The sequence below is a fragment of the Chitinophaga sp. RAB17 genome, from assembly GCF_052114225.1.
GTDB lineage: Bacteria > Bacteroidota > Bacteroidia > Chitinophagales > Chitinophagaceae > Chitinophaga.
In genome coordinates, this window is sequence record NZ_JBFREI010000001.1 from 927,932 (window position 1) to 953,084 (window position 25,153).

Genomic DNA, 25,153 nt, shown 5'->3' on the forward strand with positions numbered 1-25,153 from the left:
GTTATGAATGTATTGACTGATTAATTTCTTCCACCAGGAAATCCATTCCCAGCAATTCTGCTGAGGTGATAACACTGCTGATAGTTACCCCTAAAATTCCGTGCAAGTTCAGATTTTGACCGGTAAGATACAAATTGGATAGTTTGGTACGGGCCGAAACCATGGTCCGTAGCGGATCTGCACTATCTTTTGCTATCCCGTACATGCTGCCGTCGCTGGTACCGATATAATCCCTATAAGATAAAGGCGTGGCCACATAATAAGACTGCACACAGTCGCGGAATCCCGGAAACTGCTGTGCTACACAATCTATCAGCTGGTTGGCTTTTTGTTCCTTAAAGGCCTCGTAATCGGCGCCTCTGCTACCTGCCTGCAATACCGTATTAAACGTGTGCTCCCAGGGCTGCATTTCGTCATAGCGCATGTAGGTCATTACTGATAAACAATCGGCATACGTTTCATGCCGGGAACTGGCGGATACGTACATCGCATAGGTTTGCGGCCATGCTTCCGGCTGGTAATCGATACCAGCCCAGGCGTTGCCGGTAGCATGATAATAATGATTATAGTTCAGGTATTTAAAAGTCCCCGGCTTTAACACCACATTGAGTACAAAAGCGCCCACAGAATTCTCCAGGTTTTGTATGCGGTTGCGATAGGCACTCCGCAATGTATCACTGTGGGTAATGGCCATTGTTTGGGCTGGATGCAGGTTAGAGATATAATGCGTGGCCTGAGCTTTGGAGCCATCCTGCAGCACAATATGATCTACATGATCGCCTTCCCCCTGTATTGCGGTAACGGCCATATTGCGGATGATATCGCCTCCATTTTCCCGGATCTGCCGGCAGAGCAATTTCCCAATCTGGGAGCCACCGTCCACACATTTCCAGGAACTTTTCATATAACTGTTTAACACCAACGCATGTACGTAGAAAGGTGTTTTCTCTGCCACTCCTGCGTATAAGAGGTTGTTTCCTGCCAGCACCTGCTGCAGCTTTTCATTATTGGTAATGCTGCGCAAATAATCGGCAGTGTTCAAATTAAGTACACTGCGTTTTTCTTCATAATCACCGGTACGTAAATTATACAGCGGAAATTTGCTGCATACTTCGCTGATCTTATCACAGTAAGCACGCAAAGCAGCTTCTTCTTCCGGAAAATCTGCCAGCAGGGTGCGGATAAAATTTTCTTCTCCCTGGGCTAACCGGTATACTTTATCATCGCCGGCAAAACTGATATGGTCGAAACCATCCATATCCATGCGTTTCAGCCGGAGCTTATCGTAGATACCAAGATATTTGAATACTTTATAGAGATTTTCTCCGGGCGCCAGTCCGCCGATATAATGCACACCGGAATCGAAGATGACTTTTTCACGGGAATATGTTTGCAGACAACCACCTGTTTGCCGGTTCTTTTCGTAGATGCATACACGATACCCGTTCCGGCTGAGGATAGCGCCACATACAAGGCCTCCAAGGCCACTGCCTATAATGATGACATCATAGTTGTGCATAGTTTTCCTGGGGAAGTTTTTTTATCACAAATATTACATTGGAGGTGTACCGGGTGTTATCTATTTCTTCCGCTATCGCACCATATTTGTTGACCAGGCTACGCACATGTGACGCCGAGAAAAACGACAGTCGCTTGCTCTTCGTTTTATTAAACCCAATTACCTTTGTAGACATAAACTCTGTAAACCTGGTACCCTCGTGCCTTTTCGCCATATCACAATCACCATCACGTATAATGATCACCCCATCTGGTGTCAGTCTTTCAATACATTGCTGCAACAACGTTTCCTGTTCATCTGAAGACAGGTAATGCAGTACATCACTTAAAATAAAGGCATCATAAAAATCAAAAGGCGTAGCGGCAATATCACCGTGAATGAACTGCAGTTGTGCAGGCCTGGTATAACAATATGCAGCTGTAGCTATTTTATCTTCATCGTAATCAATGCCGGTGATGTTCCGACCAGGTGCTGCCCAGGCCAGCATATAGTCCATAAATCCATATCCACAGCCAATATCCAGTATACGTCCCTGCTTCGGCAATAGCTCATGGAATAACTCATAGTTGTTTTCCAGCTTTGTTTTTATCCGCATATACCATTCCAGCACAGGTCCCTTATAAATGAAGTTGTACTTCAGCTGCTCCCGGAAATATTTAGGTACCTCTGTTTCTTCCCGCAGCAATTCATACTGTTGCTTGAAATAACGGCTGATGGATTTTGTACGTGCGCTGTAACCTTCCCCCCAGGCAGTATCCTGCGGAGTAATACGTGGCAGGTATTTCACTGTTACCAATCCATCTTTCAGCAGGAAGTCGCCCTTACTCATCGTATAGGCGGTACCGTGAATAACCATGGGTAATATATCCAGTCCCAGTTGCTCTGCAATATAAAACGCGCCCTTGTGGAAACGCTTGATAGTAGGGTCGGGAGAGCGGGTCCCTTCCGGATACACCACAATAGAATATCCCTGATTTACCCGTTCACGTAATTTCTCGATGGCGCCTTCTGCTCCATCTGCAACGGGGTAATAATCCGCCAGCCGCACTACCGCGCCAAAAACCGGTGAGCGCCATACCCATTGATTGGTCAGCAGAATTACTTTTGGATGCAGCATGGTAGAAACGAGTATGTCCAGGAAAGACTGGTGATTACTGATAATCACCGCCGGTTTTTCCAGTTGCTCGTTACCCGGATTAATAATGCGCTTCTTCAAGTTGCCCATAATATACAATACACTATGGGTATAAGCAGAAAGAATATGATGATATAATACTTTGCCTTTCTCTTTATTAAAGGGATTCAGACGGATCAATACCGTACCAATCACCGTCAATAGCAGGCAGCCTGTAGTAAAGTAGATAAAAGAAAACACGGAGAGCGTCCATCCCTTCAACGTCCATGGCGCATAGCCTTTACGCACCCGGTTAGTGATCAGCCAGTTAAAGAGGAAGGGGATCATCACTTGCGAAATCAGCACCACCGTGCCAATACCGATAATAGAAATAAGTGCAATAGATTTCAGGGAAGGATGCTGCGCGAAGATCAGAACGCCTAACCCCAGCACGGTTGTAATAGCAGACAGGAAAATCGATGACTTGAAAGAAGACAGGGTTTTCTTACCTGTTCTGTATTCCTGTAACAGCCCATCCATCATAAAGATGCTGTAGTCATCTCCCAAACCAAAAATAAAAGTAGAAAGAATGATGTTTACAATATTAAACTTGATACCAAACAGGCCCATGATACCCAATATCCATATCCAGCTTACTGCCATTGGAATAAAGGTGATCAATGCCAGCTCAATACGACCATAAGACAACAACAGCGCAAAAAATACGAGCAGGGAGGTCATCCAGGCGATGCTGTTGAACTCATCCTTGATGACTTCCACCAGGCGATTAGCGGCATATTGCTTGTCCAGCACCGTAGTGCCGGGTAAGTTCTCCAAAGCATCGTATACCGCCTGTTTATGGGCAGGATCTACTTTCAGCAGGGTGACCAGTGAAGTAGTGTTGTTTTTTTGTATAATGAAATCCCCAAGATTACCGCTCCGCAATACTTTTAACGCATCGGGTGATAAAGGCTGAAATTCCTTGTTCAGCATGCCCTCAAAGGGATTAAAAGCGGCTGCACTGAAACCCAGCGTACTACCATTGCTTCGCAGATAGGCCAACACCTGCTGCTTTTTGTCTGCTGTCCAATATTTATTCCAGCGATCAATGCGCGTTTGCTGTTCTTTGTTAGATAACAGTAACGCCTGTACGCCGGCATACTTTTTCACAATACCTTTTGCCTGTAGCTGTTCTACCACCGGCATCAGTTGCTCCCCGTTTTCAAGCGCACTTTCCAGGTCATGCCCATCAGATACTACGTACACCGATTGTGCGATATAGGAGTTCACTGCATTCAGCTGTGTTTCCGCGGCTTTCAGTTGTGGCGTCATGTAGTTCATACGCATCATATCACTTTCAAAAGATACGTTGCGGGCCGTATAAAAAAACACAATGGTGAGCAGGAAGATAGCGCCTACCAGGTATTTATTTTTTTCAGGTTTATAGGCAGATAATTTATCGAGCCAGTTCTCTTTGTGCGTATGTGTCGTTTGCGGTTTATGTCCGATAACGATCCAGTGTGGCAGAAATATCAGGGAAAATAAAGCGGCGCCCACCAGGCTGAGGGCGGCAAACAAGCCCACATCACGGAGCATAGGAGAATGTACAAACTGCAGACATAGGAAACCTCCCACTGTTGTAAAACTACCCAACGTCATCGGTGTAGCCAGATCGTTGATCACTTCACGTATATCCTGTGAATGGCGGAAGTGATTAAACACATGCAGGGAATAATTCACTGCAATACCTAACACTACCGCTCCTGCGCCCATGGCCATTACAGAGATATGGCCTTTCAAAACGTATATCCATGCCAGTGAAAACAGGCCGCCAAAAACTACCGGCAGCATCACGAGTACAGGGGAACGTTTTTTCCGGAAAAACAGCCCTATCAGCACTATCAGTAAAACAACAGTAATGCCTTGTGTGAGGAAAGTGTCCTGTCTTAATTGTGTAGCATTACCTACAGACACCGCAGTACCGCCAAAATACGATGCTGCTACCCCCGGGTAACGCTGATCAATACTATCTTTTATTCTATCAAGTCCTTTCAGGAATTGTGCATTAATTTTCGTGGCGCCCGGCGGATTGGCCGGAGTAATAAAGATCAGCACATGCTTGTGATCTTTGGTGATCACATAGTTATCATATAATTCAAACTGATCATCATATTGCAGGTGCTGTAATTTCTTCACCCCTATCCAGGAAATACCTACCGGGTCGGCCTGGATCATTTTCTTCAATACCAGTCCTGCTGGTGATATCAGCGTATTATAATCGTATTGCAGTGATTTTTGCAGCTGTGCTGTTTCCAGCAGGCTATCTACTTTCGCGTAGTCTTTTTCTTCCAGGAAGATGGGTAGGTGTTGTTGGATGACCTGCATCAATCCCATGACCATGGAATCTTCTGCCTGTGATTGTATTTGCCGGATGTAAGGAGATAGTTGCGCACCCGCGTTGGAAGCCAGTTCTGCTGCGTATGCTGTTAAACTATCCGGTTGTGCTTCTTTTGTAGTGTCTTTTTGAGAGATGGTAACAATCAGTTTATCCGCAAAACGCGAGTCCTGGAACACCTGTTGCAGCTTGTCCAGTTTCTTGTCCTGTGGTAAAATTTTTGTGATGTCCTCTTCCAGTTTTATTTGTGCAGCAAAGTATCCCACCAACAGAAAGCTGGCAATGGTACAAGTCCACAGCCAGCCTTTGTGCTTTTCAAAAAAGTTATATATCGCTACAAAAAAGCTACCCATTTTTTTTCTCTTTTCTAAATATTGTCAACATCCCCAAACTTACTGCCCACACTAACAGTCCTCCCAGTACTGCCAGCGTAATGCTGCCATACACGTACTGTAGCATGTTATCTTTAATTGTATCGAAGTTAAAACCATCCTTAAATATCAGGTCGCTGGCAGTTTGTCCCACCCAGAACTTGCCAACCAGGAAGCTCGCGAAGAGTACAAACGGCGTCAATGGAGGTGTACTGATATGTGCCGAGAGCAGCACCAGCGCCTTATTCAGTTTCAGTTTAATAGATACCAAAATGGCCACCAGCAGCTGAAAGCCCCAGATAGGCACGATGCCCATAAATACACCAAACCCAATCGCTATTGCTTTTCGCATATTAGATTCATCCGCTTTCAGTACTTCTTCTCTCCACATCTTTTTCCAGTTCTCCTTCTTCAGCAGGAAGCGGATGAAATCGCGTGGCTTGATATAGAGGAAAGTCGTCAGTACCAATATGATATTCAATATGGTAATCCTCGTTACATCGGGAACGGGACGGAAATGCGATACCCGTTCTTCCGGTGGCGGATAATATACTTTTACCGGCGTCCAGTCCACAGTAATGCCTTTCCAGGCACTGCGCACCAGCACTTCAATTTCGAATTCGTATTTTGTACAGAAATAGTGCATATTTCCCATGCGGTGCAGGGGATACAGGCGATAGCCGGATTGTGTATCCGGTCCTTTTAAACCGGTGGTCACATTGAACCAGAAATTAGATACTTTATTGGCGGAAGTACTTTTTCCAGGCATATTTTCCTGGTGCAGGTTACGGGCGCCAATGATCAGAGCACCGGGGTGTTCATCTATCTGCTGCAGCATAGCAGGCAGGTCGGTGGCGAAATGCTGTCCATCCGCATCCATGGTGATCACGTAATCGTATCCTTGTTTCATGGCGTATGCAAATCCGCGGCGCAGGGCTATACCTTTACCACGGTTAGGGCTATACGATACCAGTTGCAGGGAAGGAAACTGTTCCAGTACTGCCAGCGTTTCATCGGTGGCACCGTCGTTTACTACAATGACATGATTGGTATATTCCAGTGCGTCGGACAATACAGCGCCGAGTGTGCCGGCGTTATTATACGTAGGGATCAACACCGCTGCGCGGTGACGTTCAAAGTGTGCGTTATGTGTAGGTTGGTTTGTCACTTAATTAAATATACCCTGGAACTTCATAAATGTTTTGTCTTCCCGTTTCAATGTAGCATTCACTTTCCATCCTGCTTCGTCCACTTTGTAGTTTACGGTAACATCTACCAATGGTTGTTTCACCGGATCAATCATTTGCAGAAATTTCATCTGGCTGGCTTTCTTCATCGACACTTTCTGTTTCACAGCACCCTCCAGTACTTCTGTAATAGTTTGCATCATGCATACACCCGGCACTACCGGCTGCTCCGGAAAATGGCCCTGAAAGATGGGATGCGCCGCATTCAGTTCAATCGTGACGGTTACTTGTCCCGGTTCTTCTGCATGTGCTGTTACTGTATAAAAATTACCTGCTAACATGTACTGTGATTATTATGGTTTGTTTTGTTATTTCTCAACCTTCTGTAAAGAGATATTGAATTTGAAATGTTCGTGACGGATATTAATAGTATCCGGCACGCCATTGTTATAATGCTGCATCCATACTGTTACCGCCGGTTTCCGCCGGGACGATTTTTCTATACGTACCAGCTGGGTACAGGCGGTATCTGTAATGTAATAGTTGTTACCTTTTTCAGTAGGCACTACCACATAACGGTAATGGCTGTCCGTTGCAACATGTGCTGCGTGTAAATCCGGGTGCAGCAATACCAGTGCAAAATCCTGGCGCAGGGTTTTTACTACCGCCTTTTTATCCATTTTGGCCAGCAGATAGTGTTTGGTAAAGTTGCCCTGTTTATCAAATTCAAAATCAAAGAACTTAAATCCCATTTCATTTGCAAACACCACGCGGATACTGCTGTCTGGCATTTGCTTAAAAAACAGGAGCCCGCTGAGGTGATGCTTTAAAATATCCACCTGCGTACTATAGAGGGTAGCATTAAACTGCGGACTGAACTGACGGATGTAATTCACGTCACCAGTTGCCGGTTGTAACCCTTTATACACAGATCTGCAACCTCCCGTCAGCAAGGCAATGCCTAATATACTACTTAGCAGAAAATACCGCATCCGGGATGTTTGTATTCAGTTGTTTATGTAAAAAGCTGATGGTAGTATCATCGCCGGATAATTCCGCCATCGTAATCTTTGATACAGAATAATCCTGTTTATCTACCAGCAATACGATCGACTTAAAATATTCTTTCATTACCTTGTTCACCGGTTCCAGCTCCAGCTTGTAATACTGGGCATTTTCGGTGGCTTTGGTGGTAAAGTCGGCATTATCCAGTACGGTCCCCCGTACACAGTCTACCGTAATTTTGTTGATCTGCTCAAACAGCTTATTGCTTTTTCCTGACACTTTATTTTCCTTCTGAGCATCTTTTATCCGGATATCTTTTCCGTTGATGACCAGCAGGTAATAAGAAGGCTGCAGGTATTCCATTCTTACTTTATTATCTTTTTTAAACCAGAATTTGCCTTTGGATACGATCTTATCCGACAGCATGCTCAGATTTTTTTCCTGTACAAAATCGCATTGAATGCTTTGTGTGTTTTGTGCAGCTCTGGCAAACTGCTGTTTCAGCGGCGTCATATCCGCCACTGGTTTAAAGCCTGTTTGCGCCTGCGTTTGCAGACTTAAAATCCCACACATCAAAATTAAAATCCATTTACACATATGCGCGCACTTTTAACATTTTATCGATCCTTTCCAACTGATATCCTTGTTGACGGATGCCCTGGATCAGTTGTGGTAATATATCGGCGGTTATCTTACAGGTATCATGTAATAAAATAACGGCGCCTGGTTTCAGCTGTTCCAGTATCCTGTTCAGCAATGCTGTTTCATCTTTGGCTACGGTATCCAGTGAGCGTATGTTCCAGCCTACCGGCAGATAATTACCTGCTTTCACCGCCCTTGCCAGGTTCGGATTGGTGACACCATATGGCGGGCGAAACAGGCGTGGCGTAAGCCCTGTGGTGTTTACCGTTACTGCGTCCATCTGCTGCATATCCGTGAGCATATTGCGGGAGAGTTTAATATCGAACCAAAAGTCATGTGAATAGGTATGGTTCCCTATTACATGTCCATCTGCGTATATGCGTTTCAGTAAGTGCTCGCTGCCGGAGATATTCTTCCCGATACAAAAAAATGCGGCGGGCACCTGTTCTCTTTGCAGTATATCCAGTATTACCGGCGTATACTCAGTATGTGGGCCATCATCAAAAGAAAGCGCCACTACATTTTCGGTCGTATCTGCCTTACACACCACCTTCATAAAAAAACTGGCTTCTATATTTATAGCGCCGCGAATGGTGAGTGGCAGAAAGATAAGTACCGGTAAACCGTAAGCCCAGAAAGGAATATCGAGCGCCAGGTATTTGTCCAGGAACAACAGTACCCCGAGACTTATAATGGCTACGATATTTACTACCCTGTTGTTTAGCATGCGGTTAGTAATACCAGGGAATGGTGTGTTCCCTGATGATGATTATATAATAAAACCTTTTTAATCTGTTTGGGTGCACGTCCAAAAAACACGGCTGCTTCGGGCACTTCCTGCGCTGCGATGATGGCATTGGCCATCCATACGCCGAAACCGGCAGCAGTGGGATATTCGCCACACAGGTGTTTAAAGCAGGCTTCTGCATGTTCCGGGAACAAGGCAGCAGCTACTTCTTCATATATTTCATCCTGGTCTATATCACCATTTCTGCCGGTGATGATCAGGTCAATGTCTGCAGGGGTACTGTTATTATCTTCCAGGAATTTCATGATATGACCTATCACTTCTCCTTCCCAGAGTGGTTTGTACAGGGTACTAACACCAGACAGCTCGGCTACAGTGCCGGGTTCTTTGGCGATGCCCAGTGTGAAAAAGGCGGCGCCTTCGCCGGCAATAGTGCCGCTATCAGGGCTGTTCAGCAGCTCCATCGTTTTTACAGGCGTCTTTTTATAGATACCGAAACGCGACAGGAGCTGATGGCTGTAGTTGGTAATTTCATCTACGCCACCGGCCAGTATATGCTGAGCGGAGCCTTCTTTCAATATCATGATCGCATCCAGCAGGGCATTTTCGAAGGAAAAACCGCGGTGTACGAAGGTATTGTTATAACCGTTACAACCCAGTAGCAGGGCAATCTGTCCGGCTACGGTGTTGTGGGTACTTTGTATGAAAGCGGTGGGCGTCAGCATTTCTTCCTGCTGATTCACCATTTTAGTTAAAAACAGGCCGGTATCATCGAGACAGCCATAGGCGGTGCCGGTGATGATCGCATCCGGTGCGGTAATACCTGCAGCTTCCAGGCTCAGATGAGCCGCGCCTACGCCCATTTTTACCACACGGCTCATGCGGCGGATCTGTTTCACATCAATCCATTGCTTGTAATCCGGATCTACGGTAGACAGGCGTACCTGTTCATATTCTCTGGGAGTAGCCAGCAAAGGGCCTCCCTGCGCAGTTTCCTGCGGAGATATACAACCGGTGCCATTTATGTAGATATTCATATAGCTGTTAGCTTTTAGCTGTTAGCAGTTAGCTTACATTGTTTGTTTAGCGGATAGCTCACATTGTTTTGAAAGCACTTACTTTATACTTTTAGCTCTAAATGCTGGTGTTGGCCGACGCAGGTTACCTGACCACCTTGACTAGCCTTTAGAAAAAATCAGACTTGAACAGTTGCCACCAAAACCGAATGAATTAGACATCACATGTTGCAGGTCATGACCCGTTGAATATTCGGTTACGGGTGCAAATGGTACTTCCTTCATCTGGTGTTCAAAGCGAGCGTTGGGATAGAGGATGCCTTCCTTTACTGCCAAAGCAGAGAAAACGGCTTCTATACCACCGCTGGCGCCCAGTGTATGGCCGGTGAACGATTTGGTAGAGCTCATGGCCGGAAAATGTGGCGCAAAGAGCCTGTTGATGGCAATTCCTTCTGATACGTCATTATTTTGCGTACCGGTGCCGTGCAAATTAATATATCCTATTTGTTGCGGTTGTAGTCCGCTTCTATCCAATGCGCCTTTCATAGCCAGGTAGTTGCCTGTGCCATCGGGAGAAGAAGCTGTTTGGTGGTACGCATCATTGGCGTTGGCAAAACCACTGAAACGGCACCATGGCTGCAGCTGTGCAGCCAGGCTATCTGATACCAGGATAACATAGCCTGCGCCTTCCCCCAGATTGAGCCCGGTGCGGGTGTCGTCAAAAGGCCGGCATGGCTGCTGATCCAGGATCATGAGTGTATTAAAACCATTTAATGTAAAACGTGTCAGCGCGTCTGTACCACCGGCAATCACCACATCCACCATATTATTGCGGATCAGGCGGGAGCCGTACATCAGGGCATTAGCCCCGGAAGAACAGGCAGTACTGATGGTAGACACATGATGACGGATGCCAAGCATATCTGCTACCAATTCAGTAATGCTACCACATTCATGGTGCAATACCTGGTGTAAGCGGCCGCCACGTGGGTTTACGAGAAATTCCGGGAAAAAGTCCTCCGTTTTATCCATTCCACCCACTGTGTTGCCGGAAACAAAACCCACGCGATACTGTGATATATCGCCCAGCCCACTGGATTGCCACGCCTCACGGGCAGCAATCATGCTGAGCAGGGCTGTTCTGCTGATATGTTCCGGCATACGTGCCATATCGGCAAGTGTGGCATTGTCTGCCTTCACTTCCGCTACCGGAAAGGTATTACGATGAACAGAAGGCAGGTACTGCATAGCAGCCATTCCCGGCTGCATATCCCGGAACGACTGCAAACAGGCCTTTACATTCAGGCCTATCCCGCTGATAACCCCACCACCTGCTATCCACACCTTTTCACTCATGCCTTTACGGTTTGATTTGCTGTAATGTACTCTGCCATTGAACGAACAGAGTGGAATATTTTTGGTCCTTCTTCAGGATTGGCAATGCGGATATTATAATGCTGTTGCAGCAATACAATCAGTTCCAGCGCATCGATAGAATCAAGTCCCAGCCCATCTTTAGAAAACAGCGTCTGATCGCTGCCGATGCTCTCCGGGGTTACTTCCTGCAAATTCAATTGTTCAATGATCTGCGCTTTCAGATCCGACATCAACTTTTCCACTGTAATTTGATTAAAGTTATTAACTATTTATTTGTTGATAAAACGCTGACAAAGCTGCTGCTGTTAAAGGCTGTGCTTTATCTGTTCGTTTATTTTCCACGAGGAATAATGCTACCTCATACCGTTGTTCCATTACCTCTACCCAACCACAGATACAAGCCTTTAAAGGTGTTTCTGCCAGCAGCTGTGCCGGGTAAGTGCTCATCAATGCCGTGTCAAAAGTATCTGACACAAAAAAAGTATTCTCTCCTTTAAAACCATGCCGGATCGATATCTCCCCCATTACAATGTTGGGTAGCGTATATACGAACAAGGCCGGACTGGCAAAATCCTTCACGGTGGCATAGTAACGCAGGTCTGTATCCAGACTGCTACTCCGATTTGATAATACCATACCTACCTGTTCTGGTGGCAAGGTATGTACCCCTGTATCTTTCAGCAATATTTCCGCCGCCAGCCAGCCAAGCTTGCTGAGGGCATCCATCTTATGAAATTTAGGATACTGACCGGAAAAATGGTCGTAACCTGCCCGCAGAAAATCAGATACTTCCAGCTCCTGCGCTGCCTCCCATAACAATGTACCATTCAGATACACCTTGTTATGACGAATGATACAACTCCCTGTAATATATGCCAACTCACTATTCAATTTCTGAACTGCTTTTTAACTTTTCCGTTAATTCTATTGTTCTGGCCAGGCGTTTAAGCGCAGTCTCATGATTTTTGACAAATGGATTATTCATATCCCACACATAACCAGCCAGTACGGAACAAATTTGTCCCTTGATCAGCGGATCCGCATCTTTCTTAAAGAAAATGGTATCCAGGGTACCTTCATACCAGGCCATTACATAAGAACGGAAGGTATTCACGCCCTGCATGGTTGGCTCCATATACTCTTTTTCCCAGTCTACGTCCTCACCTTTCAGTTTTCTGATCACCAGCTTTGCCGCTGTTTGAGCAGATACGCAGGCCAAAGTTACGCCAGAAGAGAAAATCGGGTCCAGAAATTCTGTTACATTTCCGGTTAATACAAATCCATCACCGTAAAACTTATCGGTAGTGGCAGACCAGGACTGCAAAATCCGTGGTTCAAATACCAGTTCTACATCTCGGAAACGCTCTCTGGTATAAGGTTCTGCTTCCAGTAAAGCGCGATATTTATCTTCGTCAGTGCCAGGATATTGTTCAAAAAACTCCGGATCTCCCACAAATCCCAGGGAAGTTACCCCGGTAGCAAAAGGAATAATCCAGATCCAGACACCTTTTTTATGCACAACAGCAGTAATACGGTTAGGTTCATCCGCCATAGAGCGGCGAACATCCACCGTATGGGCAAACAATGCTTTACGTGGTTGCAGATTGGAGTTCTTCTCCAGGTTAAACAGTTTAGGAATTACCCTGCCGTAACCACTGCCATCTACTATAAACCTGGCAGCAATTTCAGATTGATTACCATCTTTATCTTCCACAGTCGTCACAGAGTCGGACCCATTAAAACGTATAGCTGTCACCGTTGTTTCGTATGATACGGGAACACCCATACTTTCTACAGTGTCAGCGAGCGTTTTATCAAAATCGGCACGGGTTACCTGCCAGGTCCAGGTCCAACCGGGCGTGTATTGCTCCTGGAAGGTAAAATCACAGGTGGCATCGCCTTTCACGAACTTGGCACCGTATTTCTGCTGAAAACCTTTTGCTTTGATGGCATCGATGAACCCTGCTTCTTCCAGGGCTTCCATACTGCGGGGCAAAAGGCTTTCGCCAATAACAAAACGGGGGAACTTTTGCTTTTCCACCACTTTTACTTTGTACCCTGCCTGGTGAATAATAGACGCTGCTACCGTTCCTGCCGGACCCGCTCCTATTACCAGTACATCAACTTGCTCAGTTTTCATAAGAGATCGATTTTGGGAATTATAGATGATTGTGTGACAATTGGAATTTCTATTTCTTCTTACATTTCAACAATGTATAGTTCATACCCATCTGATCATTCTCTTCGATAATCGTTAAGCCGGCATCTTCAATACATTGAAAGAAATCATCTGTGTGGTACATCTGGCTGTTGCCGTTGGCCATCGCTGTGAAATACAGGGAGGTCTGTTGCAGACAGAAAGCGGCAGACTTAAACTGCTGGCGATTCCAGAATGGTTCCAGTATATATACAATACCGTCTTCGTTGAGCGCTTCGCGGCAACGTTTCAGGATAGACACAATTTCAGCTTCAGAAAAACAATCCAGGAACTGGCTCATCCAGATGGCATCAAAGCCTTTAGGGAAAGGGAGTTCCTCGTGCAGGATATTGGCGATATGAAAATGTACGCGGTTTTCTACGCCGGCATCTTTCATTTTCTGTTGTGCCAATCCGGCCTGCCCCGGTAAATCAAAGATGGTTACTTCCACATCCGGGTCTTTGGCAGTGCAAGCCAACGCCCACTTACCGGTGTTACCGCCAATATCGAGGAGACGTTTTGGATGTTTCTCAAAAACAATATCCAGGGCGGCAGGGGTAGCCAGATCAGAATAGTAGTGGTCGAAGTCGAACCAGCTTTTACCTACTTCAGGTGGCAGCAGCGACAGGCCGGGATAGATAGTATCCCAGGGGCCCAGTTCACGCAAGCCGGCGGGCTTTCCTTCTGTGAGGCTTTCCTGCAGGTGATTCATGCCTTTATAGCAGATATCCTGAGAAAAGTCCATGTTAATACGGGTAAGCTGATCATGTAAAATAAAGTAGCCTGTTTTGGTGAGGGTATAGCGTTTATCATTTACGATCACGAGCTCCATACCTAAACCTGCTTCCAGCAATACTCTTACTGCATAGCGGGACATTTTTGTTTGCTCCATTATTTCTTCAATGGTGATGCCTGCAGAACGGCTGTTGCTTACTGCAGTTAAAATGCCCATATCACGCAATGCCCTGGTAGCCTGAAAAGCAACAGGGGCAAATGCCAGACGCAATGCAGCTTCTTTCGCTTCCAGTGCTGTTTTTGTTTCTTTATTAAACACGACAATAACTTGTTTAGCTGTTAAGATTAAAGACCATGGCTGCATTACATCCTCCAAAACCTGATACTGTTTTCAGGAAGTGGGCAGATGGCCTGTGCAGCAGGGTATTATTAACGTTGACCGGCATACTTACACCGGAGTTTTCATATCCTTTTGTTGGCAATATTACACCGGCTTTCATGGCCTGCATGCTGATGATCGCCTCTATGAGTCCGGCTGCACCGAGGGTGTGGCCATAGTACCCTTTTAGACTGTTTACCGGCACCTGGCTTAAACCGGCGTGGTGTAATGCTTTCGCTTCCATTTCATCATTATACAGTGTAGCCGTGCCATGTGCGGACACAAATCCGATATCAGCAGCGGTGAGTCCACTACCATGTATAGCCAGTTGCATCGCTGCAGCCAGCTCTTCACCGGTACGGGACGGACCTGAAATATGATTGGCGTCGTTGCTGATAGCACCGGCGCCCAATGAAAAAGCAGCGTTGTTATTATCCTTGCTGAGGATAACGGTGGCAGCACCTTCTCCCAATGTTACCCCGGTGCGGCTGGCATCGAAGGGTTTACAGGGAACAGCACTTACTGCCTGAAAAGATTGAAATCCAGACAATACAAAGCGGGTCAGCACATCAGCTCCGGCAACCACTACGTGATCATAACGTCCCGATTCAATGAGTCGTTTACCGGTTAAAATAGCGACCAGTCCTGATATGCAGGCACTACTGATAACCATTGGCTGGTTGGCTGCCTTAAAATGTGCCGCTATTTTATTGGCAGAAGAAAACAATTGCAAATCTGCCAATGGTACGACAGTTCCTTCAGGCTGCTGCTCCAGTAGTTCTATATTTCCCTTGGTAGTGGAAATAAGGAAACCGGTACGTTTATCTGTTAATGTGATCCCTGTTTGTTCCAGGGCATTTTGTACAGACGCCACCAGCAGTTTTTCAAATGTCGTGTATCCGTGCAGGTTGTATGCAGCGGTGTATGTATCCAGCTGACCTGGCGCCATCATAGCGCCATAAAACGGAGCAGCGGCATAAGCTGCATTTTCCTGCAAACTTATGCCACTGTTGCCCAGTAAAACCTGGTCAAAATTATCCCGGGTAGTACCGCCCAAAGGCCCCACAATATTATCTGCTACTACATACACCTGTTGCATATCACCCTTAGTTATACCAGCCCGTGTGTTTTTTTCCATTCACTGAAAAAAGCGGGTGTTATCAGTTGCAGGGAAGATGTTTCTTTATCCAGGAATACCTGAACAGAAGATCCTTTTGCCACTATTTCACCTGTTGCCGGATTGGTAAGAATATATTCAAATTTTATTTTGGCGGCCAGATCATCCACATATATTGTTTCTACTACTACCCTGTCGCCATAGCGCAAAGAGCGTTTGTAATCGCATTGTATGTTCACTACCGGAACGGAGTATCCTTTTTCAAAAATATCCAGGTAACGAAGTCCGTATTTTTCGCCAAAAGCTTCTCTGCCGTCTTCAAAATACTGCACATAATGCCCGTGCCATACTATTCCCAGCGGATCTGCTTCATTAAATCGTATTAGTATGTTCGTGCGGGCTGTGAGTGTCATGATTTATCCTTTCTTCTTTGCTGGTTTCTTTGTTTCTTTTGTAGCTACACCGGTTTTACCTTCTTTCTTTTCTGCAGGTGCCACTACTGGTTTTGGATCTTCTACGTCTTTGGTATCAGCGTATTTGGTTTTCAGCTTATTGTAGTCATCATCAAAGTCACCCAGTGCGCTTTTGATGGTTGCCAGCCAATAGTTACGCCATGCGAAGCTCCATTTCTGGCCTTTACCGATGTAACGTTCTGTCATCAGTACATTTTTACGGTCCATATCTATCACGGTGATCCACATAGAGGCGCTTTTGCTGGTTTTGCTCATGCCTTCCATTACGATCATTACACCGATACCATGTCTGCCGGAAAAATCGTAAGATTTCACCACTTTGGTGATGTCTTCCGCTTTCAGGCGTTCAAAGTCGGAGGATTCGTCTGACAACAGGGCATCTTTATTAATGCCTTCGTTATGCTTATTTACCTGGGTAATGCTGGTATTGTACTTTTCGCGATGAAATGCGCCTGGCACATCATATTTTTTCTGTTCATTTACAATTACCTGGTTAAGAGCAGTAAACTCATGATCTACGATGGCATCTGTTTTTGCCGCCGCATCACCAATCAGTTTAGCCTGGGTAAAGTCCACTCCGAGCCAGAGGAAGGAAGAGTCTTTGTTCTCTAAAAAGTTTTTCAATTTCTGAGCATGGGCATCCATTGCGAACATGCTTAAAACCATCAATGGTAGTGCGATAAATTTTCTACAGTTCATGTTATTCTAAATTATGGGATTGATAAAGATTTTCATTTCGCATTGTGCCATTACACGGCCTTCAAACATCACTTTACCGGTTACCATGGTGGCGTTGAATACTTCTCCACCGATTTCCGTGGTGGTTTCAATCATTTGTCCTGCAGGAGGCAGTTCCAGTATTTCCAGGTCTTTCACGGCGCCAATAAACCCTAATGGAACGGGGCTGTTTTCCTGTTTGGCAATATACCCGATGCGGGCAGCTGCTGTTTGGGCAATGTTTTCCATCAGACCGGGAGCCGTCAGGACCCCATTCTCCACAAAAATATTGTCTGCTGCAATGTGAAGGCCGGTTCGGGTTACAGGACCATTTACCTCCAGGATACCGCTAATCATTACGATTGGCGTACGCTGAGGGATATAGGCGGTGATATCATCTGTATGAATAAACATCTGCGCAAGTTATTATTAAATATGAAACACGAAATAACTAGAATTATACGAAATTATGAACAGTAAAAACACGCATTATTCCCAAAAATCGTAATAATTGAACCATTGAACCGGATAACGGTGTACTTTTTCTTCCACGCGCTGCACAAAATCATTCAGTGAAGTTTCCACTCCCTCGTTACGGCGCCCGTGATATAGTTTGGGTTCAGTCGCATAGAAATGATAGTGTGTGGAAGATTCTTTGAAGGCAAATACTACTGAAACCGGCACCCGGAAGGTGGCGGCCAACAAAAAGGGACCCATTGGAAATCGGGCATCCTGGCCCAAAAAGGAAGTGGTCAGCGTTTTATTACCAGGCAGAAAACGGTCGGCGTGCATACATACCATTTCCTTATTATTCAAGGCTTCATTAATGGCGTAGATATGTGACAGGTCGTCTTTGATCACAATAATATTCATGTTACGGTCGCCGGTAATACCAGACAGGTAATCTTTGATACGCTGATGTTCTCCATCAAACATGACAATATTGATACGGGTTTGCAGGCGTTTGAACAAATGTCCGGCTACTTCCCAGTTACCCAGGTGGGCGCTCAGTAAGATACCGCCCTTGCCGCCGGCAATCATTTCACGCAAATGGTGTTCGCCCTCAAATTCAAAAGTGAATTTATTGGCCATATCGGCCATCACTACTACTTTATCGATCAGCGTTTGACCAAACACATGATAATTACGATACAGACTAAGCAATGAACGCCACTTGCCGTATCCTATTTTTGTACGGAAATAATGATAGAGAGGTTTTGAGGAGCTCCAGGAAAATGCAAAAAAATAGAAAGCCACGAACCTTAGCAGCAGATAAGCCGGCATTACTCCCCCATTATTAAGCAGGAAAACAAAACAACTATATCCAAACTTACTCCCTTTTGACTTTCCTTGCCAGGAAGGCATTATACCAGTTCTTTTTGTTGTACACGAGTGGCTACGTAATCGTAGAAATCCTGGAAGGTGATGATAGCCTGGAAATCTTCAGGATTTACTTTAAATCCGAAGTTATCTTCTATCACTACTACCATATCAATATAATCCAGACTGTCAAGATCCAGTGTGGACTTCATATTTGCTTCAGGTGTGATTGATTCGGCGTTTGCTTCAAACTCCTCAACCAGAAACTTATTCGTAACAGTTATTATTTCTCTAATGTCCATAAAGTGCGAAATCAGATATAGGTCGTTTTTAAATTTATTTATTGCAGCTTAGTTGGTCTAACGATCCTGATCCAAGGGTCAAAGTTAAGAATATTTATTGTCCGTTCCACCCCCTTACGATAAGAGAGGAGTTAGTACCTCCAAAACCAAAAGAGTTCGACAAAAATATATTAAAATTTTTATTAATTGTACTGCTCACAATATTTAACCGGGCGGCATCCTCATCGGGATTTTCCAGGTTAATATTGGGTGCTATAAACCCGTGCTTCATCATGATCATGGAATATACAATTTCGCTGGCACCAGCCATCCAGCACTCGTGGCCGGTCATGGATTTGGTGGAGCTGACATAAGGCCTGGAAGCGCCGAATACTTCATGCAGGGCTTTGGCTTCGCTGGCATCTCCTGCCAGTGTGGAAGTAGCATGTGCATTAATGTATTCGATATCGCCGGGTTGGAGCCCTGCATCTTTCAGGGCAATTTCCAGGGAACGTACGGGCCCATCTACGGTTGGATTCGAGATATGTGATCCATTGGAGGAAAAGCCATATCCCATCACTTCCCCTAAAATAGTAGCCCCTCTGTTTTGAGCTGACTCCAGGCTTTCCAGTATCACAGTAGCCGCGCCACCGCTGGGCACCAGTCCATCGCGATCACGGTCAAAAGGCCTGGAAGCGCGGGCAGGTTCATTTTCCCTTATGGAGAAGGCCCCAATAGCGTCAAAGTTGCCCATGGCATACAGATTCACTTCCTGTGCACCGCCGCAGATAACGGCATCCTGCATCCCGTTGCGGATAAACATATATCCCATGCCAATAGCATGAGAACCGCTGGCACAAGCCGCGCTCACAGTAAAGTTAACACCACGGAGCTTGAAAATAGTGGCCAGGTTCATGTTCACCGTAGAGTTCATGGTCTGGAATACAGAACCGGAACCTACCAGCATGGTATCTTTTTTTGCCCGCATTACGTCATTGGCTTCCACCACTGGTTTTGCAGAGCTGTCATTACCGTATAATAGTCCTATGGGAGTGGAGTCAATATATTCAGGAGTGATGCCCGACTGCGCCAGGGCCTCACTGGTCGCCATATAGGCAAACTCCGCCTGTTCCGGCATCATGATCCTTGATCGGCGATCCAGTACCCCTTTGAGCTCGGGTCTTTCTATATAGCCGGTTAATCCTGACCGGTAACCAAAAGTTTTCCTCTCGGGATCCAGCACAATACCGGATTTACCCTGATACAAGGAATCTTTTACTTCCTGCATATCCTTTCCAATGCAAGAGTAGATTCCCATTCCAGTGATCACTACTCTTTTCATAAGCTCGTAGCTTTTAGCGGTTAGCTTTGATCTAGCATTTAGCCATTAGCTTTTAGCTGTTAGTAAATGCAGCGAAGCGTATGTTATGCTAATCTCCGCTGCATTTACTAACAGCTAAAAGCTAATAGCTAAACGCTATTCAGGTATGCAACCCTCCATTAATATTTAATACTTCACCTGTGATATAACCCGCTGCTTTGGAAGCGAGGAAAGCTACTGCTTCCGCTACTTCTTCCGGTGTACCGAAGCGGTTCATAGGCACCTGGGCAGCCAGCTCTTTTTCATTGAGTTCTGCTGTCATATCTGTTTTAATAAATCCGGGTGCGATGGCATTTACGGTGACTCCCCTCTTGGCTACTTCCTGGGCCAGGGCTTTGGTAGCGCCGATAACCCCTGCTTTCGCGGCGGAATAATTTGTCTGGCCGGGTAACCCTTTGATACCAGACAACGACACCATGTTAATAATACGTCCGTAACGTTTTAATAACATATTGTTCAATACCTGCTTCGTCACATTAAAAAAACCATTCAAACTGATATTCAATACATTTCCCCACTGCGCTTCATTCATCCAGAACATCAGGGAATCTTCGCGGATACCGGCATTATTTACCAGGACTTCTATCTGCTGATCTTTATTATTTTCTACCCATCCACCCAGCACCTGCTGCACTTCTGCGGCATCTCCCACATTAAACTGCAGCAGTTCACCTGTACTTCCTTTTGCTTTTACCGCCTCCAGGGTTTCCAGTGCTGCTGCTTCATTCCCCTTGTAGTTGATGAGTATATGATAACCTGCTTCGGCCATTTTTACACAAACTGCCCTTCCTATCCCTCTGGATCCTCCTGTTACTAATGCACACTTCATTGAATTACAAATTTCGGATTACAAATGATGGCTCATCTAATATGAACTAAAACTCTACGGGCACATTTTTTATCAGGTATTCCTTAATTTTCTGAAGATCCTTGTAACGCGGGCTATCCTCAATAAATTTAGGAAATATTGCTCTTACTTCCTGGTATACCTTATGAGAAAAACCAGCCAAACGATCCTGACAATTCAGGTAGTCTACCGCCTGCAACATCGTCATCACCTGTATGGCCAATACCTGGAAAGTATTTTCTATCACCTTACTCGTCATGATAGCCGCATTACAGCCCATACTCACAATATCCTGGTTATCGTTGTTATTCGGAATACTATGTACATACATCGGGAATGACAACGTCTGGTTTTCCGCCACGGTAGATGTAGCCGTAAACTGAACGCCCTGCATTCCAAAATTGAAGCCAAGTTTTCCCAGGTTCATGAACGGCGGGAATTTATGGTTCAATTTATCGTTCAGAAGATAGTTTAATTGTCTTTCTGCGAGCATAGACAATTTGGTAATGGCAATTTTTATTTTGTCCATTTCCAGAGAGACATAATCGCCATGGAAGTTACCGCCATGGAAAACATTTTCCAGGTGATGATCCACTACAGGGTTATCGCTCACTGAATTCAATTCCTGCACCACCAGTTTTTCTGACTGTACCAGTGTATCATATACGGGACCCAGAATTTGTGGTACACAGCGCAGGGAATAATATTCCTGTACCTTATCTTTAAAAATTTCTTCTTCCAGTTCTTTATAGAGATGATCAGGGCGATGGCGGACCATTTTGCTGCCTGTCAGTATTTCTCTCATTTTAGCAGCAATCTGTTGCTGTCCTTCATGCTTTTTCACCGCATTCAGTTCTGCAGACAGGTGGTCGTCAAATGCTTCTACGATTTCGTTGATCATGGCAGATAATACCACAGACCATCCAAGGAGTTTTTTGGCTTCAATAAGATTCACCAATCCTACGCCTGTCATAGCGGAGGTACCATTGATAATGGCCAGTCCTTCTCTTACGTGAATACCTATAGGTTTGAGGTTCAGTCGGGCAAATACTTCTGCCGTAGGCTGAAATTTATCTTCATACCATACTTCCCCTTCGCCAATCAATACAAGGGCCAGGTGGGCCAGCTGTACCAGGTCGCCGCTGGCGCCCACACCACCGTGTTCAAACACACAGGGATATACGTTTTTGTTGATCAGATCTTTTAAGAGATGTACTACTTCCGGATGAATGCCTGAATGTGCCTGCATAAAGCTGCTCAAACGTGCGATCATCAGTGATTTTGTATGCAATGGTGACATACATTTACCTGCACCGGAGCTATGACTGCGGATCAGGTTATATTGTAACTGGAAGGTATCTTCATCGCTGATGCGGTATTGGGCCATAGGACCAAAACCGGTATTGATGCCGTAGATCAGTTTCTTTGCCGAAAATTTCTCAAGGAATAAAAAACTAGCTTCCACCTGCTGCAGAGCTGCTGCTTCTAATGTCAGCTCTTCTCCGCCCAAAAGGACCCTGTACACTTCATCCAGGGACAGCGCCTTACTTCCTATTGCAACCATTTTATCTTAAATTAAATTATTTGTATATGTAAAAAAGTGCTCAAAATTAGCATAAAGCTAGATTTATCCAAATAAATAACAACGATCCCAAACGAATTACGGGTAATTACGCATGCGATTATTACTTATTTTGCTTTGGGGTCAATGCTTATTCTTCCACATGCTGTGTTGGCGGTGTCACCAATACTTTGTCTATACGATGTGCATCCATGTCCACTATTTCGAATGTAAAGTCTCGCCAGGTGAACTTTTCACCGGTTTGCGGAATATGTTCCAGGTGATGCAGGATGAAGCCGGCCAGCGTATCAAAATCCTGCTCAAATTCCGTCATCCAGTCTTCTTTATCAAATTCTTCGAGGAAATCATAAAACGGGATCTGTGCATCTACCAGCCAGGTGCCGTCTTCCCGCAGAACCATCTCGTAATCATCACTTTCGGCAGTTTCCGGCATATCTCCTACAATGGCTTCGAGGATATCATTCAGGGTGATCATCCCCAGGAATGTACCATACTCATCCACGATAAAGGCTGCGTGTAAATGCGTTTCTTTAAACTTCTCAAGCACCTGGTAAGCCGTATTATTCTCCGGTACAAACAGGGGTTTGCGGATAATATCAGCCAGTGGCACCGATTTTCCGGCTACCGTGTACAGGTCTTTTATGGTGATCAGTCCTTTAATACTGTCTATCTGTCCATCGCAAACAGGATACACAGAATGCAGGCTGTCATGAATTTTCCGCTGATAGTCGCCCGCAGCCTCATTAATATCCAGCCAGGTAATGTCATTCCGGTAAGTCATGAGCGAGGTGATGTTACGATCGCCCAGGTGGAATACGCGTTCAATGATTTCCTGTTCTGTTTCTTCGATAGCACCGGAGTTGGTGCCTTCGTTGATAATTGCCTTGATCTCTTCTTCCGTTACATGTGAATCACCGGATTTGAGATTAAATAGTTTCACCAGCACCGTAGTGGAGGCAGACAATAACCAGATGAAAGGAAAGGTAAGCCAGGAAAGGACCTGCATTGGCTTTGCCATATTTTTGGCAATTGCCTCCGGCTTAGCCAGCCCTATACGTTTAGGTACCAGTTCTCCCAGTACCATAGAAAAATAAGTAATAGTCACTACAATGATGGTAGTAGCTACCACACTGCTGTAGGGCTGTATGGCGGGGTATGTATTGAGCCAGGCCATCACATCAGTTTTGATGTTTTCGCCTGAATAAATACCCGTTAATATGCCGATCAGGGTAATACCGATTTGCACGGTAGAAAGAAAGGTGTCCGGATTATTTGCCAGCTTTAAAGCTGCCTTTGCTTTTTCATCCCCTTTATTGGCCTGGTTCTCCAAACGGATCTTCCGGGCCGAGACCAATGCTATCTCGGACATCGAGAACAGGCCATTCAATAAAATAAGGATGAGGATAATGACGACTTCCATATATAAAGCCTAAAAATAAAAAATTATTCAAATATCAGGGTAAGAAATGCCAAAAGCAGTCCTAGTGCTATTGCCATGACCTTTTTCCTGCTGAGTTCATGATGTTTTGTACCACTTTCATAAAAAATAGTAGTGGAAATGTGCAGAAATGCACCTACTACCAGCGCTACCACGTATAAAAGATAATGCTGTACAATTTCGAAACGACTGCCCAGCCATCCTGCCAGGATAGCGGCCAACGGTGTTACCAGTGCAAATACCAGCAGGATCCGCCAGAGATCCGCCCGTTTCTTATGTGCATGCATCATCACGGTGATCAGTGTTAATGCTTCCGGTATTTTATGTGCAGCCACCCCCACCATCAGTGAAGGTAGTGCGGAATGATCGTCATACTTAAATCCCAGGGGAATCCCTTCCATGAAAGCATGTATGGAAAGTCCCAGCAACAGCGGTGTTACGGCAATATGATGATGATGCTCCTGCGGCACATGCGTATGCCCGTGCTCCATACCGTGTGACAACTGCTGCAGGAATACCTGCAGAAAAAATCCTGCTACAATATACAGGCCTGCCTGATGCCCCAGCTCATGATACACTTCCGGCAGGAGGTGCATAATAATAACCCCAAAAAGAAAGGCGCCGGTAAAGGCCAGCAGGTAAATAGAAAAATTGGCATGAATACGTTTTATTGTCATGGGTATCAACCCACCAACAATTGTAGCAGCCAGTATTAATATCAGATAGTTCCAGTTCATGATGTGAGTTCAGACTCCAGTCTTATGCGGCGTTGAAAGAAACTTCCGCTGAGCAGTCCGATTAAAATGCCCAGTAAAGCACCACCGGCTACATCCAGCGGATAGTGCACTCCTACGTATATCTGTGCGTAGCCAATAATAGCGGCCCACGCGAAGAACAACCAGGCAAACCGGCGAAAAGCTGATTTTAAAGTTATGAAACAAAATGTAGCCAACGCAAAATGATTCGCGGCGTGGTTGGAAGTAAAACTTCCGCTCATAGGGCAATATACCACCAACACACGTGCGTAGTGGGATACCACAGGGTCCCGGCAGGGCCGCACCCTTCCTATGGCACCTTTCAGATACAGGCTACTTTGATCCGCCAGGCCAAAGCACAGCAAAAAGAAAAGGATCCAGAAAAGTCCTTTCCAACCATAGTTAATGGTCACAAATAAACCCAGGAAAAGGTATAAAGGCGCCCACACAAAAGGTTCCCGCACAAAAGGCAGGATAACATCCAGCGCAGCGTTATGCCATTGCCCGTTGATATGAAAAAATAATCTGAGGTCTTCACGGAGTATCGATTCAAGCAT

General features: G+C 45.4%; 25 protein-coding genes. All 25 read right to left on the minus strand.

The genetic code is table 11. From position 1 onward, the window contains the following. Position 1: 1 nt before the first annotated feature. Positions 2-1,519 carry a phytoene desaturase family protein gene (locus AB4Z08_RS03460; protein WP_441572377.1) on the minus strand — a complete coding sequence of 506 codons (1,518 nt, stop codon included), beginning with the start codon at positions 1,517-1,519 and terminating at the stop codon, positions 2-4. After that, positions 1,506-5,381 (minus strand): 1-acyl-sn-glycerol-3-phosphate acyltransferase, encoded by a 3,876-nt coding sequence (locus AB4Z08_RS03465; protein ID WP_441572378.1) that lies wholly within the window; start codon positions 5,379-5,381, stop codon positions 1,506-1,508. The genes AB4Z08_RS03460 and AB4Z08_RS03465 overlap by 14 nt, the downstream gene beginning before the upstream one ends. Further along, positions 5,374-6,567: a DUF2062 domain-containing protein gene (locus AB4Z08_RS03470; RefSeq protein ID WP_441572379.1), complete on the minus strand. Its 1,194-nt coding sequence runs from the start codon at positions 6,565-6,567 to the stop codon at positions 5,374-5,376. Before AB4Z08_RS03470 ends, AB4Z08_RS03465 begins: the two co-directional genes overlap by 8 nt. Next, the gene (locus tag AB4Z08_RS03475; protein WP_441572380.1) at positions 6,568-6,927 is read right to left on the minus strand and encodes a 3-hydroxyacyl-ACP dehydratase; all 360 of its coding nucleotides are present in this window, start codon (positions 6,925-6,927) and stop codon (positions 6,568-6,570) included. Positions 6,928-6,954: 27 nt separating this feature from the next. Further along, positions 6,955-7,578, minus strand: coding sequence for a hypothetical protein (locus AB4Z08_RS03480; protein WP_441572381.1), 624 nt, complete (start codon positions 7,576-7,578; stop codon positions 6,955-6,957). After that, positions 7,556-8,164 (minus strand): outer membrane lipoprotein carrier protein LolA, encoded by a 609-nt coding sequence (locus tag AB4Z08_RS03485; protein ID WP_441572829.1) that lies wholly within the window; start codon positions 8,162-8,164, stop codon positions 7,556-7,558. Before AB4Z08_RS03485 ends, AB4Z08_RS03480 begins: the two co-directional genes overlap by 23 nt. 16 nt (positions 8,165-8,180) lie before the next feature. Then, entirely contained in the window at positions 8,181-8,960 is a 780-nt protein-coding gene (locus AB4Z08_RS03490; protein WP_441572382.1) for a polysaccharide deacetylase family protein, read from the minus strand. Next, positions 8,954-10,018, minus strand: a complete 1,065-nt coding sequence (locus tag AB4Z08_RS03495; protein ID WP_441572383.1) for a beta-ketoacyl synthase N-terminal-like domain-containing protein — start codon at positions 10,016-10,018, stop codon at positions 8,954-8,956. The genes AB4Z08_RS03490 and AB4Z08_RS03495 overlap by 7 nt, the downstream gene beginning before the upstream one ends. Before the next feature lie 141 nt (positions 10,019-10,159). Next, on the minus strand, positions 10,160-11,353 hold the full coding sequence (locus tag AB4Z08_RS03500) for a beta-ketoacyl-[acyl-carrier-protein] synthase family protein (protein WP_441572384.1): 1,194 nt from the start codon (positions 11,351-11,353) through the stop codon (positions 10,160-10,162). Further along, the gene (locus tag AB4Z08_RS03505; RefSeq protein ID WP_441572385.1) at positions 11,350-11,616 is read right to left on the minus strand and encodes a phosphopantetheine-binding protein; all 267 of its coding nucleotides are present in this window, start codon (positions 11,614-11,616) and stop codon (positions 11,350-11,352) included. Before AB4Z08_RS03505 ends, AB4Z08_RS03500 begins: the two co-directional genes overlap by 4 nt. 19 nt (positions 11,617-11,635) lie before the next feature. Continuing rightward, positions 11,636-12,253, minus strand: coding sequence for a beta-ketoacyl synthase N-terminal-like domain-containing protein (locus AB4Z08_RS03510; protein WP_441572386.1), 618 nt, complete (start codon positions 12,251-12,253; stop codon positions 11,636-11,638). Between the two features lie 4 nt (positions 12,254-12,257). Next, positions 12,258-13,514: an NAD(P)/FAD-dependent oxidoreductase gene (locus tag AB4Z08_RS03515; protein WP_441572387.1), complete on the minus strand. Its 1,257-nt coding sequence runs from the start codon at positions 13,512-13,514 to the stop codon at positions 12,258-12,260. 49 nt (positions 13,515-13,563) lie between these two features. After that, complete coding sequence (locus tag AB4Z08_RS03520) at positions 13,564-14,625, minus strand: SAM-dependent methyltransferase (protein WP_331956524.1); 1,062 nt, start codon at positions 14,623-14,625, stop codon at positions 13,564-13,566. 13 nt (positions 14,626-14,638) lie between these two features. Next, entirely contained in the window at positions 14,639-15,784 is a 1,146-nt protein-coding gene (locus tag AB4Z08_RS03525; RefSeq protein WP_441572388.1) for a beta-ketoacyl synthase N-terminal-like domain-containing protein, read from the minus strand. Between the two features lie 11 nt (positions 15,785-15,795). Next, positions 15,796-16,215 (minus strand): acyl-CoA thioesterase, encoded by a 420-nt coding sequence (locus AB4Z08_RS03530; protein WP_441572389.1) that lies wholly within the window; start codon positions 16,213-16,215, stop codon positions 15,796-15,798. A gap of 3 nt (positions 16,216-16,218) precedes the next feature. Further along, on the minus strand, positions 16,219-16,974 hold the full coding sequence (locus AB4Z08_RS03535; protein ID WP_441572390.1) for a hypothetical protein: 756 nt from the start codon (positions 16,972-16,974) through the stop codon (positions 16,219-16,221). Between the two features lie 6 nt (positions 16,975-16,980). Continuing rightward, positions 16,981-17,406 (minus strand): 3-hydroxyacyl-ACP dehydratase, encoded by a 426-nt coding sequence (locus tag AB4Z08_RS03540; protein WP_331972228.1) that lies wholly within the window; start codon positions 17,404-17,406, stop codon positions 16,981-16,983. Positions 17,407-17,481: 75 nt separating this feature from the next. Next, entirely contained in the window at positions 17,482-18,357 is an 876-nt protein-coding gene (locus tag AB4Z08_RS03545; RefSeq protein WP_441572391.1) for an LpxL/LpxP family acyltransferase, read from the minus strand. Further along, a complete protein-coding gene (locus AB4Z08_RS03550) occupies positions 18,357-18,614 on the minus strand; it encodes a phosphopantetheine-binding protein (protein WP_441572392.1) in 258 nt (85 codons plus the stop codon). The genes AB4Z08_RS03545 and AB4Z08_RS03550 overlap by 1 nt, the downstream gene beginning before the upstream one ends. A 94-nt stretch (positions 18,615-18,708) precedes the next feature. Next, entirely contained in the window at positions 18,709-19,935 is a 1,227-nt protein-coding gene (locus AB4Z08_RS03555) for a beta-ketoacyl-[acyl-carrier-protein] synthase family protein (protein WP_441572393.1), read from the minus strand. A 139-nt stretch (positions 19,936-20,074) separates the two neighbouring features. After that, complete coding sequence (gene fabG / locus AB4Z08_RS03560; RefSeq protein ID WP_441572394.1) at positions 20,075-20,803, minus strand: 3-oxoacyl-ACP reductase FabG; 729 nt, start codon at positions 20,801-20,803, stop codon at positions 20,075-20,077. A 46-nt stretch (positions 20,804-20,849) separates the two neighbouring features. Continuing rightward, on the minus strand, positions 20,850-22,385 hold the full coding sequence (locus AB4Z08_RS03565) for an HAL/PAL/TAL family ammonia-lyase (RefSeq protein ID WP_441572395.1): 1,536 nt from the start codon (positions 22,383-22,385) through the stop codon (positions 20,850-20,852). A gap of 148 nt (positions 22,386-22,533) precedes the next feature. Continuing rightward, a complete protein-coding gene (locus tag AB4Z08_RS03570; RefSeq protein ID WP_441572396.1) occupies positions 22,534-23,823 on the minus strand; it encodes a hemolysin family protein in 1,290 nt (429 codons plus the stop codon). A 23-nt stretch (positions 23,824-23,846) separates the two neighbouring features. Further along, a complete protein-coding gene (locus tag AB4Z08_RS03575; protein ID WP_441572397.1) occupies positions 23,847-24,578 on the minus strand; it encodes a ZIP family metal transporter in 732 nt (243 codons plus the stop codon). Then, on the minus strand, positions 24,575-25,153 hold the full coding sequence (locus AB4Z08_RS03580) for a phosphatase PAP2 family protein (RefSeq protein ID WP_441572398.1): 579 nt from the start codon (positions 25,151-25,153) through the stop codon (positions 24,575-24,577). The genes AB4Z08_RS03575 and AB4Z08_RS03580 overlap by 4 nt, the downstream gene beginning before the upstream one ends.

Excerpts from the sequence above, each read along its gene's own strand:
- AB4Z08_RS03460 (WP_441572377.1), bottom strand. The coding sequence starts at position 1,519 with ATGCACAACTATGATGTCATCATTATAGGCAGTGGCCTTGGAGGCCTT.
- AB4Z08_RS03465 (WP_441572378.1), bottom strand. The coding sequence starts at position 5,381 with ATGGGTAGCTTTTTTGTAGCGATATATAACTTTTTTGAAAAGCACAAA.
- AB4Z08_RS03475 (WP_441572380.1), bottom strand. The coding sequence starts at position 6,927 with ATGTTAGCAGGTAATTTTTATACAGTAACAGCACATGCAGAAGAACCG.
- AB4Z08_RS03480 (WP_441572381.1), bottom strand. The coding sequence starts at position 7,578 with ATGCGGTATTTTCTGCTAAGTAGTATATTAGGCATTGCCTTGCTGACG.
- AB4Z08_RS03485 (WP_441572829.1), bottom strand. The coding sequence starts at position 8,164 with ATGTGTGGGATTTTAAGTCTGCAAACGCAGGCGCAAACAGGCTTTAAA.
- AB4Z08_RS03490 (WP_441572382.1), bottom strand. The coding sequence starts at position 8,960 with ATGCTAAACAACAGGGTAGTAAATATCGTAGCCATTATAAGTCTCGGG.
- AB4Z08_RS03495 (WP_441572383.1), bottom strand. The coding sequence starts at position 10,018 with ATGAATATCTACATAAATGGCACCGGTTGTATATCTCCGCAGGAAACT.
- AB4Z08_RS03500 (WP_441572384.1), bottom strand. The coding sequence starts at position 11,353 with ATGAGTGAAAAGGTGTGGATAGCAGGTGGTGGGGTTATCAGCGGGATA.
- AB4Z08_RS03515 (WP_441572387.1), bottom strand. The coding sequence starts at position 13,514 with ATGAAAACTGAGCAAGTTGATGTACTGGTAATAGGAGCGGGTCCGGCA.
- AB4Z08_RS03525 (WP_441572388.1), bottom strand. The coding sequence starts at position 15,784 with ATGCAACAGGTGTATGTAGTAGCAGATAATATTGTGGGGCCTTTGGGC.
- AB4Z08_RS03530 (WP_441572389.1), bottom strand. The coding sequence starts at position 16,215 with ATGACACTCACAGCCCGCACGAACATACTAATACGATTTAATGAAGCA.
- AB4Z08_RS03535 (WP_441572390.1), bottom strand. The coding sequence starts at position 16,974 with ATGAACTGTAGAAAATTTATCGCACTACCATTGATGGTTTTAAGCATG.
- AB4Z08_RS03540 (WP_331972228.1), bottom strand. The coding sequence starts at position 17,406 with ATGTTTATTCATACAGATGATATCACCGCCTATATCCCTCAGCGTACG.
- AB4Z08_RS03545 (WP_441572391.1), bottom strand. The coding sequence starts at position 18,357 with ATGCCTTCCTGGCAAGGAAAGTCAAAAGGGAGTAAGTTTGGATATAGT.
- AB4Z08_RS03550 (WP_441572392.1), bottom strand. The coding sequence starts at position 18,614 with ATGGACATTAGAGAAATAATAACTGTTACGAATAAGTTTCTGGTTGAG.
- AB4Z08_RS03555 (WP_441572393.1), bottom strand. The coding sequence starts at position 19,935 with ATGAAAAGAGTAGTGATCACTGGAATGGGAATCTACTCTTGCATTGGA.
- fabG (WP_441572394.1), bottom strand. The coding sequence starts at position 20,803 with ATGAAGTGTGCATTAGTAACAGGAGGATCCAGAGGGATAGGAAGGGCA.
- AB4Z08_RS03565 (WP_441572395.1), bottom strand. The coding sequence starts at position 22,385 with ATGGTTGCAATAGGAAGTAAGGCGCTGTCCCTGGATGAAGTGTACAGG.
- AB4Z08_RS03570 (WP_441572396.1), bottom strand. The coding sequence starts at position 23,823 with ATGGAAGTCGTCATTATCCTCATCCTTATTTTATTGAATGGCCTGTTC.
- AB4Z08_RS03575 (WP_441572397.1), bottom strand. The coding sequence starts at position 24,578 with ATGAACTGGAACTATCTGATATTAATACTGGCTGCTACAATTGTTGGT.
- AB4Z08_RS03580 (WP_441572398.1), bottom strand. The coding sequence starts at position 25,153 with ATGCTTGAATCGATACTCCGTGAAGACCTCAGATTATTTTTTCATATC.